The sequence below is a fragment of the Microcoleus sp. S36a_B3 genome (assembly GCF_036700745.1).
In the GTDB taxonomy this organism is placed as follows: Bacteria; Cyanobacteriota; Cyanobacteriia; order Cyanobacteriales; family Microcoleaceae; genus Microcoleus.
In genome coordinates, this window is the sequence record NZ_JAUBPN010000002.1 from 436,683 (window position 1) to 454,811 (window position 18,129).

The following is an 18,129-nucleotide window of genomic DNA, read 5'->3' on the forward strand; positions in this document are numbered from 1 at the left end:
TAGTCTTGGGTTTGGGATTCAATTAAAACATGAGTTTTCATGAGTTAAGTTTGTTTGCGATCGTTTATTGCTCAGCAGTTTGGATCGAGCGTTCTCTGACATACTCGACGATCGCAGGCTGTAGCATTAAACTTGTTGATGCGGTATCATTGAGCGATCGCCGATCTTCGATGAGCGATCGTTCAGCCAGCGCCTCCAATGCTTCCATCAGGTGCCTTCCCGAAACTTTGGGCAAAATTTCCGTTTTTAACTTCGCAGGGGTCGCTCCTTCTTGATTAATGGCGATCCAGTACATAATTTTTTGTTGCAGGGGAGACAAGCGATCGAACTGGCGATCGAGCAAATCCCACAAATCGCTAAAAACAGTATTTCCTTGCACTAAAAATGCGTGAATATCACCGCCAAAAAGTGTTTTAATCGTCGTTGCAGCAAGTTTGAGGGCGAGGGGATTGCCGCCAAAGTAGTTGACAATATCTTGACACTGCAATAGCGTTGCCTTTAATCCTTTGGCCGCGAGGAGTTGCTGGCATACTGGCGGTGAAACTCCGAATAGTTTGAGCGATCGCACGGGTAAATTTTCGCCCGATCGCACAGCAAACCCGCCCGGTTGTTCTCTTCCGGTTAAAATCAGACAACTTCGGTGCGGTTCGTCAGCAATGCGCGCCAACAACTGTCGGTAATCTTCATAGCCTTGTTGATATTGTCCGCTGCGATTTCCACCTTGCAAAATCGACTCCAGATTGTCGAAAATTAACAAACAGCGTTTTTGCCGCAACTGTTCCATGAGAGCATCAATAGAGTGATTGTTTGTGTGTTCTGAATTAGTTAATATCGGCAAAATATTGCTGAGGATAACATCTAAGGTTGGTGCTTGCTGCAAACTCCGCCAAATCGCGAATTCAAACTGAGATTGAATTTGCTGAGCGAATTTGACAGACAGAGAAGTTTTGCCGATACCGCCAAGTCCAAAAATACCGATCAGACGAGTAGAATTGCCGCTAATCCAAGTTTCTAATGTTTCGAGTTCCTGTTGTCGGTTGTAAAATTCGGAAACATCGATCGCTTCTCCCCAGTCTTGGATGCAGTTATCTGATGCGCGGCCATGCTGGTAGCGGCGCAAGACTGCTTGCAGATTTTGCTTTGAGACTTTTTCGCCGATGATTTGAGAGAGATTTCGCCACAAATGCGAACCGACGTGTTTTATATAGTCAGGTTCGTAAAGTAAGCGATCGGCTATCTCTTGATAAGAGTGTCCTTCCCAAGTTTCCAGAAATACGAGGGATTGAATGTCATTGAGTTTTTGCTTTTTCTTAAGAGATTGTAACAGATGGTCGATTAGGGCGATCGCTTCTTCTGCTGTCATAGTTGTTATTTTGATTAATTAATTCAGTAGATTTACCGATTATTCTGAGTGGGGGTTGCTTTTCAGGATATAAAACAAATTTACTTAATTAACCGCAACGTAGTCCCTTTTATATTCGGCGGTTGAAACCAGGTTTACACAAACAAAGTCCACCAATGCGGACTAAGAAGTAAGAGGGATATTTAAGCCGGATTTGGGATGAGGTTAATTGCACAATCTCAGATGTCAAATCTCAAATCGATTGAGTGAATTTACGTAAGTTTACACAACTATGTCACTTTTTCTCACCGGCAGGGCGATCGGGGTGGTTTATTCTTTGAGTTAAGGCAGATCAGAAGGTGTTCCGGCTATTCAAAACTGATGATTTCAGCCGTACAAAAGCTTGTCACTTTTTCTCACCGGCAGGGCGATCGGGGTAGTTTATTCTTTAAGTTACGTCAGAGAACAAGTTGTTAAGACTGTTCAATAAACCGCTGGTGTGCGGAATAAACCGACTAGGAAGAGTCTTTTACTGCATCTGCGACGCAATTATAAGTTAGACCGCTTGAGCATCTGTTTGGGCGTAACTTGTGACCCATAGTTCTGAAATCATGATTAACTTAGATTGAAATCGGTTACTCAAGCTCTAATTTCTAAGAAAGCATACTTTCTTTACCTTCAAACATCTTTATGAGTTGAGAGTAGGGCTGATTTTAAACATCAACTGTTCGACCTGCTATAAGTTCACAGGAGTTTATTATGTCTGTAAGAATTACTGAGTTTCCCCCAAAAGCCAACACATCCGAACCCTTTGTTTTAAAGGGAACTACCACTAACGTAGACGACGGAGATGAGTTGTTAATCTTAGTTGATGACAACTTTGAAGTGGCACGTCCTCGCGTCCAAGGAGGTAAATGGGAAATTACCTTGATTTTTAATCAAACAGGCGATCGCAAGATTGAGGTCATTGCGTCGGATCAGGATCGCGCAGAAATTACGCTTCGTCTGGAAAGCGGCGAGATAAAAATCATTTCTCGAAGGGTTTGGGGAGCAAAACCACCGAACAATTCCTTAGCTGATCTTCCTAGTCCGAAACGTATCACCATACATCATACTGTCTTTCCAACTTTGTTTGTTACAGCGAGTCAAGCCACTGAAGAACAAAGAATGAGAGATATTCAAGCATCAGAAATGAAGTCTCCCCAAAACTTTAGTGACATTGGCTATCATTATGTGATCATGCCTAGTGGTCGTATCTATGAAGGCCGTCCCAACAGCAAAAAAGGTGCACATGATGTATTTAATGATGGTTTTGGAATTGCAATGGAAGGGTCTTTCCATCTGTCGGGAAGCAATATCACAGATGAGCAATTTGACTCTACCGTTGCATTGTGTACCCAGCTATGTAAAAAAATTGGGATTACTGATCCAACGACTTTAGTCTCTACACCAATTGATAAGGATAGAGAACCTTCCCCTAAGAGTCTTCCCCGTATTATTGGACACCGCGATCGAGTCGATACAATTTGTCCAGGCATGGGAGAAGCTCGGCTAAAAGACCTTCGACAAGCCGTTAAAGCACGGCTGTAAGGCTATGTAAAATAAATGCTTCTAGTGAATATGAATCAGTAGTCTCAAAATTGAGGAAAATGTATGTCAATACGAATTGAAGGAATCGGTGATGGGCTAAGTGAAGAACAAAGAAATGCGCTTGCAATCATGACTAACTTGCCTATAGAACGCTTTAGCAAGCTCAAGAAAGACTTTTTGAAAATTAGTGGCTCCTCAGACTTGCTTGATGCAGATACACTCTTCAAATTTCTTGACCTTGCTGAAAAAAAGCGACTGGATCTATCTAATGAAGGTGTAATCCGCTTTAAGGACATTCATCTACCAGGGGGTAATCACGGTAGTTTAAGAGGTGTGATTGGCAAGGAAACTGCAAATGTCTACTATGACGTACTTACGATGCCTGATGGACTTGTTTTCACAACATCTTATGCCAAAGGTGAAATTATCTCTCAACTTGATGAGATTAGAAGCCGTGGTTATGAAACCTTAATCATGGAAGCGGCTGAAGACTTTGACATTCAACCTTCGGTAATTGGCGGTGTGGGATCGCGTGAATCCCTTTGGGGGATAATTCTTAGCCCACCAGGAGCAGCAGGTACAGGGGATGCTGGGCATGGTCGTGGGCTGATGCAAATTGATGATGGTGCTCATGATTTCGCTAGAACTGGTAACTGGAAAGACCCGAGAGCCAATATTCGTTATGGTTGCGATCTTCTCGCTGATAATAGGGCTGTTCAAAAACGTGAAGGGTTGACTGGAAGGCAGCTACTGAAGGCAACTCTCGCCAGCTATAATGCCGGACTTGGAGCCGTTTTACGTGCTCTCGATCGAGCAATTGATGTTGATTCGGTCACGGCAGGAGGTGATTACGGTAAAGACGTATTAGATCGAGCAGGTTGGTTTCAGAAGTTTGCCGGGTGGAATTAATACTGTATAGGTATATCAAATTGAGGAACAAAACCATGTCAAATTCAATGAATGAATTGATGCCTAACTTATACGTAGGCTGTACGGGTACAGATGTAGAAAAGCTACAACAGAAGTTACAAGAACTTGACTTTTATAGTGGACAAATTGATGGTCTTTTTGGTCAAGAAGTCGAACAAGCAGTGATCGATTTTGAAGACAGTCAGGGATTTGCACCTGATGGTGTAGCAGGTGTTTTCGTCTTAGAATCTTTGGGCTTGCTAAAGATTGAACGAGATCCTGAGTAAGTTCTAAAAAACCAAAATCATTATTTTTTGTGAGTAAATATCATGGTATTGTTCAAAGAAATTAATCTTCGTCTTTGTCCCTCTACCCCAATCATTAAGGGTCTCAATGATCAGATTCTGGCGGAGTTCGATGTAGTTGCTCCCGGTAAACTCATAAGAATTGACGATCTCAATGTGTCTCTCAGTAGGGCGGCGGCGGCAGTTCCTTTTGTAGGGGGACCTACCGCTAAAGCAAAATTGAAAGCAGCGATCGATAAGCGCGGCATAACACTTAGCATTAATTCTGGGTATCGAACTTTTGCCCAACAGTTCCTACTGTTCCGCCTGAAGCATCTCGGTGGGTGCAATCCTAATCCTGTTGCTCGACCCGGAACCAGCAACCATGAAAGTGGCCTAGCGTTAGACATAAATGAACCCTTGACTTGGAAACCTTTCCTCGAAGATCAAGGATGGAGACATTTTGGACCTGTCGATCCTCCTCATTATGATTTTGTTGCGGGAGGGACCGATCTTCGCAGTTTAGGAATTAAAGCCTTCCAAAGCCTCTGGAATAAGCATAATCCGGGAGATCCACTTGATGTTGATGGTTCGCTAGGTACGGATTGGGAAAATTCTAAAACTATTAAGCGATTAATGAAATCGCCTATAGATGGCTTTTCTTAGCTAGCTCTGGCAACAGTGGTCGCCATTGCTATTGGGGGCATTCCCGAATACAAATCGTCCTAATCTATTGTTCGATTCCTAAGAATGCGCCGTGTTTATGAGTTCTTGCAGCATTAGTCATCGCGGCCTAACAATGCCCATGCACACCGACCGCCGAGAAGTTAGTGGTAAGCCAAACTGCTAGTTATTAGAGTAGCGATCGCACCTCGTCACTTCTTCATCTCCTCACCAAATAACAGGAAATGAAGGTTGCAAGTGCGATCGCCCTTTCCTCTCGATCGACTTCCCAACTTACAAACCTTTACAAAAGTCTGTCACTTTTTCTCACCGGCAGGGCGATCGGGATTTTGTTATTCTTTGAGTTTTGGAAGACGCAGTTAATCGCCTTTCGGGCATAGTGCGCTCTCCCCGTTTGGTCAGTAAGGCTGAAGCATGGCGTAGTTTATGCAGTCGGACGACACATATGCTGGTATAATCTGAAAAAGCAGACGTTGTAAATTGAACCCATGTTGTTTGATTGGGACGAGGAAAAAGCCAGAAGCAACCTTGCCAAGCATAGTGTTTCTTTCGATGAAGCCACTTCTGTGTTTGACGATCCGTTATTTTTAACCTTTGGTGATCCAGAACACTCCTTTCAAGAGCAACGTTTCATTATCATGGGAGAATCAGCCAAAGGACGATTGTTAGTTGTCGCTTACACTGACCGTGCAGGCATCACGCGCCTAATCAGCGCTCGTCCCGTTACCCGCAAAGAACGTAAAGCTTATGAGTCAGACCTCTGAAATGGATGATGATTTGCGCCCCGAATATGACTTTACTCAACTCTCTGTTGTAGCCCGCGGTCAAGGACGCAAACAATCCACCCTAACAGTCCAACTAGATCCTGATGTTGCAACAATTTTTCCAGATTCTGGCGCAGTTAATGAAGGGTTGCGCCTATTGATGCGACTGATTCAACATTCCCCCTCCCAGCCAATTGTACAGTCTGTAACGTCATCAAAAGGGGCATAAGATCAATTCCGATATGCACGGGATGATCAGTCCATACTGATGACACAACTGCTTAATTTTTAAAGCCGTCGGCGCGTGTCTAAAATTTGTTGTTGCAATTCCTCGAAAGCGGGGATTTGTGAGCTACCGTCTTTCTCAAATATCGCCCTTATTTGCTCCATCAGCTCGATCGCCAGTGGTACGCCAAGCTGCAACTGTTCCAAGACATCCCGCTGAGCAAAAACAGCTTCCGGTGTTCCTTCTAGAATCAATTTACCGCGATCCATCACAAACACCCAATCAGCCCAGCGGTAGATAAAATCGAGGTCGTGACTTGCTAAAAGGATAGTGGTTCCGGCTGCATGAATTTGTTGCAGCAAACCGATGAGTTGGTTAGTGTGGCGCGGATCGAGATAAGCCGTAGGTTCATCTAACAGCAGCAGTTTCGGTTTGAGTACCATGATATCGGCGATGGAAACGCGCTTTTTTTGTCCTAAACTGAGATTGTGAATTGGTTCGCGGGCGAGTTCGCTTAGATCGAATTGCTCGATCGCCTCTTGCACCATTCTCGCAATATCCGGTTCTGACAAACCCAAATTGTACAATCCGTAAGATATATCTTCTTCTACCGTGGAAGCTACTAATTGGTGTTCGGGATTTTGAAAGACGAGTCCGATTTGTTGGCGCAGTTGCGTGAGAGATTTGCGATCGTAGCGAAAGGGTTCACCTTCCCAGCGAATTATTCCCTGTTGCGGTTGGTACAAACCATTTGCTAGCAGGAAAAAGGTGGTTTTGCCGCAGCCATTTTGACCGATCAGCCCGCAGCGCTTCCCGGCGGGGACTTTGAGGCTTAAGTCCTGAATTACTACTCGCGAACCGCAGGGATAGGAGTAGAAAGTGCGCTCGAATTCGAGAATTGGGAGTGAGGAATTAGTCATTGGTTATTTGTTATTGGTTATTTATTATTGGTTATTTGTTATTTGTTATTTGTTATTTGTTATTTGTTATTTGTTATCAGTTATTTGTGATCAGTTATTTGTGATCAGTTATTGGTTATCAGTTATCAGTTATTTGTTATATCGTTTCTGCTTGCATCGGAATGATTTAACCTTATTAGTACACAGAGTACACAGAGGGAGAGAATATATATCTGAATCATTCCGATGCTACCGGATTGGATATTATTTGTTATAGTAGCAATCCTCACATCATTTGTATAATTTATTGTAGGGACAATACCCCGCTCGATTTCCCCGATCGAGGGTAGGCATTTTTGACACTACCTACAAATTTTGTGAATCATTTAGGATTGCTATAGTCATCAGTCATCAGTCATTAGTTATTGCTTGCCACTAACAAATAACAAATAACCAATAACTGATAACAACTGTCAACTGTCAACTGTCAACTGCCAAAGTTGAATTTCATAACAAAGATGCTCTTCAAAAAGTTTACTCGCTTCCAATCCTTCAACCACCAATTTCTTAAACCAGCGGCGAAATATCCAGCGCAGGAATTTGTGGATGGGCGGAACCGCAATCGAAATCAAATCCGCAACATAGATCATTGTGTTGAGTCCATACCTGCGAAAACTATCGACATACAAATCAATAGTCGGTAAAATATGAGTCGAAATATCCTCAGTTTTTACTAACGTGAACCCAGCTTGCAACAAAGCAGCATTAAGTTCTTTGACAACATGACAATTAGAAAACATTCCTTCTGTATAATTAGGATTAGAGCGCATCATATCCGCCAGCAGCAGATAGCCTCCAGGATTGAGTACAGCCGCCGCACCTTTGGCTATATCGACAGCAGACATATATTGGCTACTTTCGCTTAAGAGAACCAAATCGTAGGAATGGGTGGCTTGAAAATCTTCAAATTTAGTGAGGTGAAAAACTGCCCGATCGCCCGTACACTTAAGAAAGCGCTGTTGTTGAAACGGATCTGGTGCTAGCCCTTCCACTGCAAAAGCGCGATCGAGCAAATAAGCCGCATTTCCGCCAATCCCGCACCCAACATCCAACACAGTCTTAATTTGTTTAGGAATAAAATCCAAAAGTTTATCTGTGTAAGCTTGCTGAGCAAAACGCAGCCGCCCGATAGTGAGATCCTCAGCGGGCACAGGTAGAGATTTCCAATAACCGTAATGAAGATACGGCGAATCCGTCAACCCCAAATAGTAATTCAGCGCCGCATTTTGGTAGCGAGTCACTTTAGAAATAGAGATTGATTTTTGCTTCGACATTGAGAAAGTTAGATTAATTTAAGGATTTCCGGGAGGGTTAAAATTCTTCCCAGCCCTTGCATACCTGTTCATAACACTGAACTGCCAAAAAAGCAAACTTTTGCAACAAATTGACATCAAAATCACAAAAATCCATCAGCGTTCATTTGTGTTTATCTGCTGATATCTGCGGTCAAAAAAATCTCAATCTAACTAACCATACGATCGTCCCATTACAGTCGGCGGACAGCGCCGGATTTTCACCCAACTTTCCCCCAAACGTTCGATCGCCCTTCGCCATCACAGCCGATCGACCAGGCGAGATACTAGCACTATTTGAGTTCTTTGACACAAGACTGATGCTGCACGGGCCCGCATTCATTCCTTTTTCATAATCCTTTCATTCTTTGTGATTTTGTGGTAAAGTCAAAAATGAAACGATTATGAAAAATAGCGGCGGGCGATCGTACCGTCAGCAGCAAACTGTAGCGAAGTTCACTTGGAATTTTTGAATATATGCGGAAAAACCGTCAAATTACCCTAAATTTCCCTCTCCCCCTCCCGGACTCTCCCCCTAGTAAAAAACATCATCTCCTAGGATTCGGGCTGTTGCTAGCAGTTTGTCTCAGCGGGTGCAACACTCAGACGACCCAGCCTCAAACCAACCAAAATCCAGCTTCAGGCCCAACCGCCACCGATTTGAGAAACAAAGATAAAAAAGTCATTCTCACCACCTTCACAGTGCTGGCAGACATGGCTCAGAACGTCGCCGGTGACAAGGCAACTGTTGAATCCATTACCAAGCCAGGGGCGGAAATTCACGGCTACGAAGTCACGCCCAGCGACTTAACACGAGGGCAAAAAGCCGATGTGATTTTAGACAATGGCTTGAGCTTAGAACGCTGGGCTACTCGATTTTATAACAGTTTTCCCAAGGTTCCTCACATTACTTTGAGCGAGGGAGTCCAACCAGTTAATATTTCGGAAGATGCCTATCAAGGTAAACCAAATCCCCATGCTTGGATGTCCCCCAAAAATGCTTTGATTTATGTTGATAATATTCGCAAGGCTTTAGGAAATATCGATCCGGCTAATGCTGCAACCTATGACGCAAATGCGGCAAAATACAGTGAACAAATTCGGGCGATCGACGAAAAACTCAAACAAGCTATTTCAGCAATTCCCCCGGACAAACGCTACATAGTAAGTTGTGAAGGCGCTTTTTCTTACATTGCCAACGATTACGGTTTGAAAGAAGTTTATATTTGGCCTGTCAACGCCGAACAGCAATCCACACCGAAACAAGTCGAACGGGTGATTAATACAGTCAAAGCAAATCAAATACCTGCTGTATTCTGTGAGAGTACCGTCAGCAACCAAGGACAGCTTCAGGTAGCCAAGGAAACAGGCGCAAAATTTGCCGGGGTGTTTTATGTCGATTCCCTCTCTCCAGCGGAAGGCCCAGCATCAACCTATCTTAAGTTACTTGAATACAATGTCAATACTTTGATAAAAGGGTTACAGGGAAAGTAAGGAAGAAGGAAGAAGTCATTAGTCATTAGTCATTAGTCATTAGTTATTAATGCTGTCCCCCCGAACTTTCCGTCCAACGTCATCAGTCAGATGTCCGTCGGAAGAAGGAAGAATTCTCATACAGCAAGCTTTTTAGCCATCTGTATCTTACGTTTAATTAAGTAAAGTTACTTAAGGAAAATAAAAAAGATGAATGAAATCGGCATCAATCTTGAAAATGTGACAGTTGCCTATCACGGCAAAGTAGCCTTGCACAGCGCCTCGCTGCAACTCAAGGCGGGGACGATTTGCGGTTTGGTTGGGATGAATGGCGCGGGAAAATCGACGATGTTCAAGGCGATTATGGGATTTGTGAAGCCAAACACCGGACGCATTTTAATTAATGGGTTGCCGATTCGTCAAGTGCAAAAACGCAATTTGGTTGCCTATGTGCCTCAGTCGGAAGAGGTAGATTGGAATTTTCCGGTGAATGTTCGCGATGTGGTGATGATGGGGCGCTACGGGTACATGAATCTGTTGCGGATTCCTGGATCGATGGACAAACAAGTGGTGCGAGAAAGCTTGGAAAGGGTGGAAATGTGGCCGATGCGCGATCGGCAAATCGGAGAGTTATCCGGCGGACAAAAGAAACGCACCTTTTTTGCGCGGGCTCTGGCGCAACAGGCAACGGTTTTGCTACTGGATGAACCCTTTGCTGGAGTCGATATCAAAACTGAGAAATTGATGATTGATTTGTTGATGGAACTGCGTCAAACAGGACATACAATTCTCGTTTCAACTCACGATCTAGAGTCTATTACCACGTTTTGCGACCAAGTAGTGTTAATTAATCGCAGTATTCTCGCCTATGGTAATACCTCTGATGTGTTTACAGAGGAAAATCTTTCGCGAACTTTTGGAGGTTCCGTTGGCGATTTTTCGTCTGCAAAAAGTCGGTCAACCTGAGATATTGTAGCAATGTCAACAAAGGATTTTTTGGTGGGTTTGCACGTTTAATGCCCGATCGCGAATCCGCCCCTATAGGATTATTGATTGTGGTGTCCGATCTCAGTTAACTCAAGTCGATTTGGAGAAAAAATAATGGATTTAATTCAGTGGTTTGCCGCGCCGTTGCAGCATGAGTTTATGCTAAAAGCAATTTTAATCAGTGCTTTGGTCGGGCTTGTTTGTTCGGCGCTTTCGTGCTACATGACTTTGAAAGGATGGGCATTGATGGGTGATGCGGTTTCCCATGCGGTGATGCCGGGGGTTGTGATTGCTTATGTGCTGAATATTCCTTTGGCGGTGGGGGCGTTTGTGTTTGGTGTGGGCTCGGTAATTGCGATCGGCTTTATCAAAGCGAAAACTCGCATCAAAGAAGATACGGTAATCGGTTTAGTGTTTACTGGATTTTTTGCCCTTGGTTTAGTGTTAGTTTCTAAAGTCAGAAGTTCGATCGACTTGACGCATATCTTATTTGGCAATGTCTTAGGCATTTCCGATTCAGATATTGTTCAAACTGTAATTATTAGTGTCATCACCTTAGTGACGCTGGCAGTTTTACGCAAAGATTTAATTTTGTTTTGTTTTGATTCGACTCACGCGCGATCGATCGGTTTAAATATCACATTTCTCTATTACGTGCTGCTATCTTTGCTATCGCTCACCGCAGTGGCTGGACTTCAAACTGTTGGGATTGTTTTAGTAGTAGCAATGTTGGTGACTCCGGGAGCAACCGCCTATTTATTGAGCGATAATTTTGACCGGATGATGTTGATTGCGATGGCGAGTGGGGTATTTTCTAGCGTCATGGGAACTTATATCAGCTATCACATAGATGGGGCGACGGGTGGATGTATTGTTGTTTTGCAAACGCTGCTGTTTGTGTTGGCGATGATTTTTGCTCCGAAACACGGTTTGTTAGTCAGGGCGAGGAATTCACGGGCGATCGATTAATAAGAGTGGGCGGTTAAAACCGCTCTTAGACAAGCCTAATTCGTCTAGGTATTTAAGCCGGATTAGGTATAACATCAAAGTTAATATCTTCATACAAATTTGCTAGCAAAACTTCCACAAAAATAGAAGTTAAGAAAACTCGATCGCCCAGCTATACGCATTCCCAGGCAGAGCCTGGTAACGATAAATTGAGTTCATAAAGGTCATATTGGGAATAGGATTTTGTAGGGAGTGCGATCGGTGTATCTCAAAACAAAGCAAATTCAGATATGGCAATGCCGTTTCCCTACCCTAAAATAATCATGAGCAGTCCATAAAAATAGTCAGAAACCGGGTTTTTTGCGACAATACTTCGCTACAGTCAACAGATTCAGTAAAAACCCGGTTTCTTTGGTTGTAATGCGTAAGTTCCGTTGATATTAACCGCCACCGCCACCGCCACCACCGCCACCGCCACCACCGCCACCGCCACCACCACCACCGCCACCACCGCCACCGCCGCCACTACTCGGATCTACGTAAGTCGTCACAACTATTTTTTCATGGTGATAACCGCAATTTTCACAGTGACGGATAACTTTATCCTTCCCTTTATTCCTTGGCGTAGCTGTAGAGATTACTTGTCTATTAGTGTCTAGCATGAATTTTTTACATCTAAAACAGAATGTTATAAAATAGACGTAAATCATTACTAAAATTAAGTAAAGCACACCTATCCATATCGGCGATGTCATCATTGCTATGAATAAGAAAATCATTAGAAAGAAGTCTACGAAAGGGTTTCCTCCTCCCGAAGAAGATTGAGATTGGTTGCCAGTTTGTTGCCAACCAGGTTGAGGTATATTCAGAATTGCCTGGGGAAATGCAATGTGCACTTCTAATTCTTGTTCCGGTAGAATAGCCTGACTTGCCACAAATTCAAAGGTTTTCGGATCTACTTGACGGGGAACCGCTGCTGCACCGAAATTCGTAAACGAGAGAACTTTCCCTGACAAAGCATCTGGTAAATTTACCGTAACTTTTCCAGTATTAACTGGCGCTTTCCGACCCGCTGCAATGGCTTTCCAATAAACGAGAGTATTCTCACCATCTAACTGCAATCCACCTACAACTCGATATTTGATGATAAAAGTATGTGTATCTGGCGGTTTTAATTCATGTTCCCAACGAATGCAAAGTTGATTGTTTTCTGTTCCAGTGCTACTAGGAATTATGCGATTGTTTTCGGCAACTGTCACATCTTTAATTTCATCGACTTTATCTAAAGGAATATAGCGATACCGTTCATTGTTGTAGGCTGCTGTGAATACATATTTTTGCGTTTCAGTAACTAACATATCTCCGTTTGTCTGAACGTCGATCGCAACATTGATGTTATCCCAGTAAAACGGTAGCTGTTGGGCTGTGGCATGAGTCACTGTGACTAACAGTAGGGTTAATGATGCTAGTAATGAAAAAACTATTCTTTTGAGGATGCGTTTATTTATCATAGGATTTCCACAAGATAAGTGTTGAGTACAATTATTCAACAGGTTTATTGGGGAGTCAATTCATAAAAATCATTAATTATGTTCATAAAAGTCATATCTTCAGTCGGGCAGGGAATTCATATCAATTCCGGTTGCACCGGAATAATATAGAGGAGACGGCAGTGCCGTGTCCTCATTTCCTAATTTCTTCTCAACTTTGAAATACTACACTTAACAAAGTTAAAACCGTGCCGCCAAATACGGCTTCAAATGTATATCTGCGGGAGGGTTTGTAAGGGTAGGAGTTCCAAACGCGGAGTTCTCCGTTGAAGCCGCGCGAGGCTAAAGTCAGGGAAACTTGACGGTAGTTTTCTAAAGTTCGCAGCAGCAATTGACCGATTAAAATGCCTAAACTGTGCATTCCCCGCTTCCAAGTGCGGTAGCCACAGCGGGAGTTTTGGGCTGTCCAAAGTTCGTCGGCGATCGCCAATAAGCTAAAAATAAAGCGGTACATTAGTAATAACAGTTCTGTGACTAACTCTGGACAGCGTAATTGTCTCAGAATCTGCAAAATTTCGGTAAATGGTACTGTCAACAGGATGAAGTACATACAGCTTGTGGATGCGAAAGCGCGGGCAAACAGCAAGCTCACTTGGTATATTCCAGTGCGGCTCACATAGAAATAAAAAGTGCCGATGCTAATTCCCCAACCTTGCCAAATATCCCACTGAATTTCTGGGAGTCGATCGCCCCCAACCGCACCCATCGCCAAAGCAGGCAAACTCGTCAGCAAAAACATCAGCGGTAGCGACAGCAACCGCAGATATAGTTTCGCCGGAATTCCCGCATAAACGACGATCCAGATTGTCAACCATAGGGCGATCGACAACTGCACCGCTACATGGGAAACTAGAGACAGGATTAAAAGGGCGATCGCAAATGATAGTTTGTGAGATGGCGGCAAACCGCGCAAGCGATTTGTATAAGCCAGACTATCAATTTGATGGTTCATTCCAAGGTTTTGCGATCGGAATTTTGCCGAGATTGCGATCGGCCTTTATATAACCCAATAACGTAGCCAATTACGCCAGCCCCCATCGCCGCTTGAGACGCAAACAATAGACTAGCAATTTCTCCGCTAGCAGGCTCAACTAAGTGATTAAACCAAGGTTTATAATCCGGTTGAATTTCGGTAATTGCTTTCTTAGCTTGGTCATCGGAACCGCCGTATTCACCCCGAACAAATGCTAGGGGAATCACAGCCAGAATAATCACTGCACCAGCCAACAGCCAATTTTCCCGCGAAGTAGCTTGCTGATTTGTAGGTTTTTGATTCACGACTTTATGACTCCTGTCTCAATAACTTCAAAGTTTCCAACTCCGGCTTCCCGTAGGAATGCAGCCAATTCCAAACCAATACAGTCAGCAATCCCTCACTAATAGCCAGAGGAACTTGAGTAATTGCAAAAATGCTAGCAAACTTGAGAAACGAAGCTACAAAACCGCCGCTTGCTGCGGGAAAAGCCAATGCTAATTGAATCGAAGTCACCACATAAGTCAGCAAATCCGCCAAAGCCGCAGCACAAAAAATTGCCGCCCGCTGACTACCAGTTCGCATCAGCAAATGATAGATAAAATACGCAGCAAAAGGGCCAACAATTGCCATCGAAAACATATTTGCTCCCAGGGTAGTCAAGCCGCCGTGGGCCAACAAAATCGCTTGAAAAAGCAGCACTAAAGCGCCGAGTACAGCCATCACCGAAGGGCCGAATAAAATCGCCCCCAAACCAGTACCCGTCGGGTGAGAACAACTCCCCGTTACCGAGGGAATTTTTAAAGCAGAAAGCACAAAAGTAAACGCGCCCGCCAAAGCTAACAGTAATTTAAGTTCCGGGTGTTCTTTGGTAATGCGGGCGATCGATCGCAAACCAACTAGAAAAAAAGGTAACGCCACAATCCACCAAAACGCCGCCCATTGCACCGGCAAAAAACCTTCCGAAATGTGCATAGCTGCGGCGGGCGTTGCCGAACCGAGGACAATATAACAACTCAAGCCAGCCATCAATCCCAGGCTGACTAATTTCCGATTTCTGGCCTTCACGCTGAACCTCGCAGATGAGACTATGTAAACAAACACATCGGCGGGCATCCTGACTCAGAAAGCGACATAGCTTTCATTACAGTTGCGGGACAGCGCCGGACTTACACCGAACTTTCCCCGTTTCCTCTAATGGCTGCTCCCCATTAGAACCGAATGATTAGCTTAGTATAGTCGATCGCGCAACTCTCAGCCGAATACTTTACCAAAATATTTCAAATTAACTAGCTTAGATTGTGTCCGACAGCTTCAACTGTCATTGCAAAGAACGAAGCAATCGCCAACACTTAGGATTGCTTCGTTCCTCGCAATGACAAACAATAAAACTGCCAGCAAACACAATTTAATCTATCTTCCTTCGCGTCCTTTGCGTCTTCGCGGTTCGTTAAAATCTTTAGGAAATACAAAATTATAGCCAAACAACTAAACGCTATAATATTAATGAGTTTTGAGGAAACCCGCCATGTTAAATTACAACTTTCCGACGCACTGGCCCTCAGCCGACGAACTACCAGACTCAGATGAAACACCAGTGGATAACGAACTGCAAGAATTAATCCCAGGATTGCTAAAAGCAATATTGCTCATACTTTGGGCAGAACGCATGGACTGGTTTTTTGGTATAGATATGGGTCTTTACCATCACCCGGAAAAACCTCCGATTGTGCCAGATGCTTTCTTGAGTTTAGGGGTGCAACGGTTTTATGACGAAGAATTGCGTCCCAGTTACGCGGTGTGGGAGGAAAAAGTGATGCCAACTTTTGTCCTCGAAGTTGTTTCCCCAACTTATCGCAAGGAATATACCGCCAAATTGGAAGAATATCAAAGTTTAGGCATACTTTACTATGTTATTTACTCTTCTCGCCGCCGTCGCAAACCTCATTTGGAAGTACACAAGCTAGTCAATGGCAAGTACGAGTTACAGTCAGGAAATCCTGTTTGGATGCCAGAGATAGGTTTGGGAATTGGCTGTGAAAGGGGCAATTATTCTGGGGTGACAAGGGAGTGGTTGTATTGGTACGATGCTGATGGAAAACGTTATTTTACTCCAGAAGAACAGGTGAAAGAATCGGCGCAACGCGCACAACAGGAATCGCAGCGCGCACAACAGGAATCGCAGCGCGCCGATCGACTAGCTGAACGATTGCGAGAGTTGGGGATAGATCCTGATAATATAAGCTGATTGCAGTCAAGAGTGCGACACAGAGGTACTCTGCGGGCGATCGCCAATCTGATTTTTCCACGCCCGATCGCCCTCAACCGATAATTTTCTCGAAAAACCCGGTTTCCGCGTCCGGGAATGTATGAATATTTATCAAAAAAATTAGGAAAGATGCGGACTTATTTGGAACAGACAGATAGTTTGATAGCAAACCTTGAAAAACAGCTCAAAACAATGAAAATCAGGAGAGGTTATTAAATAATGGTCATGGATCTGCGTTTTTACGATGTCATCGGCTTTGGGGATGAAGTTCCGGGAGTTCTAGCCGTTATCTCAGCAGCCCGAGAATACCGCCGCCGGACAAAGCGTTATCCGCGGGTTTTGCTGATGTCTAAAGCAAACTTGCAAGAAGGAATTGGCGGGCATTTAGTCAGAGGCGGCCTTGCTTATTTAGATAGATGTCAGCTAGCTCAAGAACTGCGACAATCTTTAAAGTTAGATACCTTTGGTTCACCGGCGACAATCTATCAAGAGTTTCTGCAAAAATCCGGTGTCAGTGCGATCGCGCTTGATCCCCGCAAAGCCAGCGCAGCACTGCAAGAAATGCTGTCACAAGCAGGCGTCGATCTCCTCAGCAAAGTAGAAATTCAATCAGTCAATAAACAACGCCAAAGAATTGCCAGCATAACCACATCTAAAGGCATAGTTTATGCAGGAAAGCAATTTATTGATGCCACTGTCAATGGCGAATTAGCTCAAGCTGCCGGCGCGAAAAAGCTAAAGGGATTTGAAACCTTTGGTCTGCCAAACTCCGAACTTCCAGTCACCCTCGTTTTTGAAACCCAAGGACTCAGTACAAGAAGACTCAAAGAACTCGATTACATTTATCTAAAACGCTTCACAAACCTCGCCGATTCTGAGAGTCAAAAATTTTTGCTGTACGCTGCAGGCAAGGATGTCAAACTAGCAGAAGAACTCCGACAGGAAATGCTCGACAGTAGAGGAAATCTCAAAACTCTGTGGGCGGGCAACGATTACATCGACGTGCGATCGCCCGCGCTGTCTGTAGCTTACCACTCCTTTAGAGGAACAAAGCTATCTTTTCCTGAAACCGGCGTAATTTTAGACGAGGGAAATATCGCAATACTTCCCAATAGCAGACTTTCGTGGAACGCGCTATTATTTGCAGTCACCAGCAGCGAAGCAGAAGCCTTAGCTAAAAGCGGTAGCAAACCGACGGCTAATATGCAAAAAGAGATGTTATTCGTAGCAACTTGGCTGAGGAGTTTGGGGGCTACTTCTGTTACTTCTGCCTCAGAACTGTATATCAGACACGCAGGCAATGTGACAGGAGTTGTAGAACCTTTAACGGGCGCACAAATGCTGTTAGGTGGCGTACCGGCTAATCAAGCACTGGCAACATTTAGCTATCATTTTGATGTACGCGGAGGCATCCCCGGTATGGGGGAAAAAGCCAACAGTTTAGGGTGGTTAAAAAGTCTGAGTTTTAAACAGCCTACCTTCAATATTGGCATCCGCCACGCATTAATGAAAAACATTCCTAACCTGGCAGTTGTCAGTCCGTGCTCTGGATTTGAAGGGTTTGCCTGTTCTGTCGGCAGAATTGTTGAATTCAACGCCGTAGTTGGTCAAGGTGTCGGTATCGCTGCCATTAATGCTATTCTAAATAACAAAAATCTAGCTGATATATCTAACGGAGAAGTGAGACAAGTTCTCGTTGAAACAGGTCAGTTACCTAAAATTTTTGGAGTTGCAAACAATGCTGATGGAACGCTATTAGCGCAATTCGAGACACTTGTCGGTGCGGATGCTATTGCTTAAGAAGTCATTAGTCATTAGTCATTAGTCATTAGTCATTAGTCATTAGTCATTAGTCATTAGTCATTAGTCATTAGTCATT

Annotated in this window: 20 protein-coding genes and 1 riboswitch; of the genes, 13 read left to right on the plus strand and 7 right to left on the minus strand. The window is 44.0% G+C overall.

Going from position 1 to position 18,129, the window contains the following annotated elements:
* Positions 1-64: 64 nt before the first annotated feature.
* Positions 65-1,363 (minus strand): NB-ARC domain-containing protein, encoded by a 1,299-nt coding sequence (locus QUA01_RS03835; RefSeq protein ID WP_333092761.1) that lies wholly within the window; start codon positions 1,361-1,363, stop codon positions 65-67.
* A gap of 738 nt (positions 1,364-2,101) precedes the next feature.
* On the opposite strand from QUA01_RS03835, the gene QUA01_RS03840 reads away from it, so the two are divergent.
* From QUA01_RS03840 to QUA01_RS03870, 7 genes are all read left to right on the plus strand, one after another.
* Positions 2,102-2,932: a peptidoglycan recognition protein family protein gene (locus QUA01_RS03840; RefSeq protein WP_333092760.1), complete on the plus strand. Its 831-nt coding sequence runs from the start codon at positions 2,102-2,104 to the stop codon at positions 2,930-2,932.
* Between the two features lie 63 nt (positions 2,933-2,995).
* Positions 2,996-3,841: a transglycosylase SLT domain-containing protein gene (locus tag QUA01_RS03845; protein WP_333092759.1), complete on the plus strand. Its 846-nt coding sequence runs from the start codon at positions 2,996-2,998 to the stop codon at positions 3,839-3,841.
* Positions 3,842-3,876: 35 nt separating this feature from the next.
* Positions 3,877-4,128 carry a peptidoglycan-binding domain-containing protein gene (locus QUA01_RS03850; RefSeq protein ID WP_194067459.1) on the plus strand — a complete coding sequence of 84 codons (252 nt, stop codon included), beginning with the start codon at positions 3,877-3,879 and terminating at the stop codon, positions 4,126-4,128.
* 42 nt (positions 4,129-4,170) lie between these two features.
* A complete protein-coding gene (locus QUA01_RS03855) occupies positions 4,171-4,791 on the plus strand; it encodes a M15 family metallopeptidase (protein WP_194067458.1) in 621 nt (206 codons plus the stop codon).
* Positions 4,792-5,033: 242 nt separating this feature from the next.
* On the plus strand, positions 5,034-5,189 hold the full coding sequence (locus QUA01_RS03860; RefSeq protein WP_333092758.1) for a hypothetical protein: 156 nt from the start codon (positions 5,034-5,036) through the stop codon (positions 5,187-5,189).
* 108 nt (positions 5,190-5,297) lie between these two features.
* Positions 5,298-5,573: a BrnT family toxin gene (locus QUA01_RS03865; RefSeq protein ID WP_194067456.1), complete on the plus strand. Its 276-nt coding sequence runs from the start codon at positions 5,298-5,300 to the stop codon at positions 5,571-5,573.
* Positions 5,557-5,802 carry a hypothetical protein gene (locus QUA01_RS03870; protein WP_194067455.1) on the plus strand — a complete coding sequence of 82 codons (246 nt, stop codon included), beginning with the start codon at positions 5,557-5,559 and terminating at the stop codon, positions 5,800-5,802. Before QUA01_RS03865 ends, QUA01_RS03870 begins: the two co-directional genes overlap by 17 nt.
* 59 nt (positions 5,803-5,861) lie before the next feature.
* On the opposite strand, the gene QUA01_RS03875 is transcribed toward QUA01_RS03870, so the two are convergent.
* A complete protein-coding gene (locus QUA01_RS03875; protein WP_333092757.1) occupies positions 5,862-6,719 on the minus strand; it encodes an energy-coupling factor ABC transporter ATP-binding protein in 858 nt (285 codons plus the stop codon).
* Between the two features lie 452 nt (positions 6,720-7,171).
* The gene (locus QUA01_RS03880; RefSeq protein ID WP_194067453.1) at positions 7,172-8,032 is read right to left on the minus strand and encodes a class I SAM-dependent methyltransferase; all 861 of its coding nucleotides are present in this window, start codon (positions 8,030-8,032) and stop codon (positions 7,172-7,174) included.
* Between the two features lie 110 nt (positions 8,033-8,142).
* Between QUA01_RS03880 and QUA01_RS03885 the strand changes: the two genes are divergently transcribed.
* From QUA01_RS03885 to QUA01_RS03900, 4 genes are all read left to right on the plus strand, one after another.
* Positions 8,143-8,406, plus strand: coding sequence for a hypothetical protein (locus QUA01_RS03885; protein WP_194067452.1), 264 nt, complete (start codon positions 8,143-8,145; stop codon positions 8,404-8,406).
* 121 nt (positions 8,407-8,527) lie between these two features.
* Positions 8,528-9,544, plus strand: a complete 1,017-nt coding sequence (locus tag QUA01_RS03890; protein ID WP_333092756.1) for a metal ABC transporter substrate-binding protein — start codon at positions 8,528-8,530, stop codon at positions 9,542-9,544.
* A 189-nt stretch (positions 9,545-9,733) separates the two neighbouring features.
* A complete protein-coding gene (locus tag QUA01_RS03895) occupies positions 9,734-10,489 on the plus strand; it encodes a metal ABC transporter ATP-binding protein (protein ID WP_333092755.1) in 756 nt (251 codons plus the stop codon).
* Between the two features lie 135 nt (positions 10,490-10,624).
* Entirely contained in the window at positions 10,625-11,479 is an 855-nt protein-coding gene (locus QUA01_RS03900) for a metal ABC transporter permease (RefSeq protein ID WP_333092754.1), read from the plus strand.
* 419 nt (positions 11,480-11,898) lie between these two features.
* On the opposite strand, the gene QUA01_RS03905 is transcribed toward QUA01_RS03900, so the two are convergent.
* The 4 genes from QUA01_RS03905 to QUA01_RS03920 form a co-directional block, all read right to left on the minus strand.
* On the minus strand, positions 11,899-12,969 hold the full coding sequence (locus QUA01_RS03905; protein WP_333092753.1) for a DUF2207 domain-containing protein: 1,071 nt from the start codon (positions 12,967-12,969) through the stop codon (positions 11,899-11,901).
* 190 nt (positions 12,970-13,159) lie between these two features.
* On the minus strand, positions 13,160-13,960 hold the full coding sequence (gene cbiQ, locus QUA01_RS03910; RefSeq protein WP_333092752.1) for a cobalt ECF transporter T component CbiQ: 801 nt from the start codon (positions 13,958-13,960) through the stop codon (positions 13,160-13,162).
* Complete coding sequence (locus QUA01_RS03915) at positions 13,957-14,286, minus strand: energy-coupling factor ABC transporter substrate-binding protein (RefSeq protein ID WP_333092751.1); 330 nt, start codon at positions 14,284-14,286, stop codon at positions 13,957-13,959. The genes cbiQ and QUA01_RS03915 overlap by 4 nt, the downstream gene beginning before the upstream one ends.
* Positions 14,287-14,290: 4 nt before the next feature.
* Positions 14,291-15,010, minus strand: coding sequence for an energy-coupling factor ABC transporter permease (locus QUA01_RS03920; protein WP_333092797.1), 720 nt, complete (start codon positions 15,008-15,010; stop codon positions 14,291-14,293).
* Between the two features lie 61 nt (positions 15,011-15,071).
* Positions 15,072-15,218: riboswitch (cobalamin riboswitch) on the minus strand.
* A gap of 291 nt (positions 15,219-15,509) precedes the next feature.
* Here QUA01_RS03920 and QUA01_RS03925 point away from each other — a divergent pair.
* Both QUA01_RS03925 and QUA01_RS03930 read left to right on the plus strand, forming a co-directional pair.
* Positions 15,510-16,229, plus strand: a complete 720-nt coding sequence (locus QUA01_RS03925; protein ID WP_333092750.1) for a Uma2 family endonuclease — start codon at positions 15,510-15,512, stop codon at positions 16,227-16,229.
* A gap of 246 nt (positions 16,230-16,475) precedes the next feature.
* Complete coding sequence (locus QUA01_RS03930; protein ID WP_228050336.1) at positions 16,476-18,050, plus strand: FAD-dependent oxidoreductase; 1,575 nt, start codon at positions 16,476-16,478, stop codon at positions 18,048-18,050.
* The last annotated feature ends 79 nt before the right edge of the window (positions 18,051-18,129 follow it).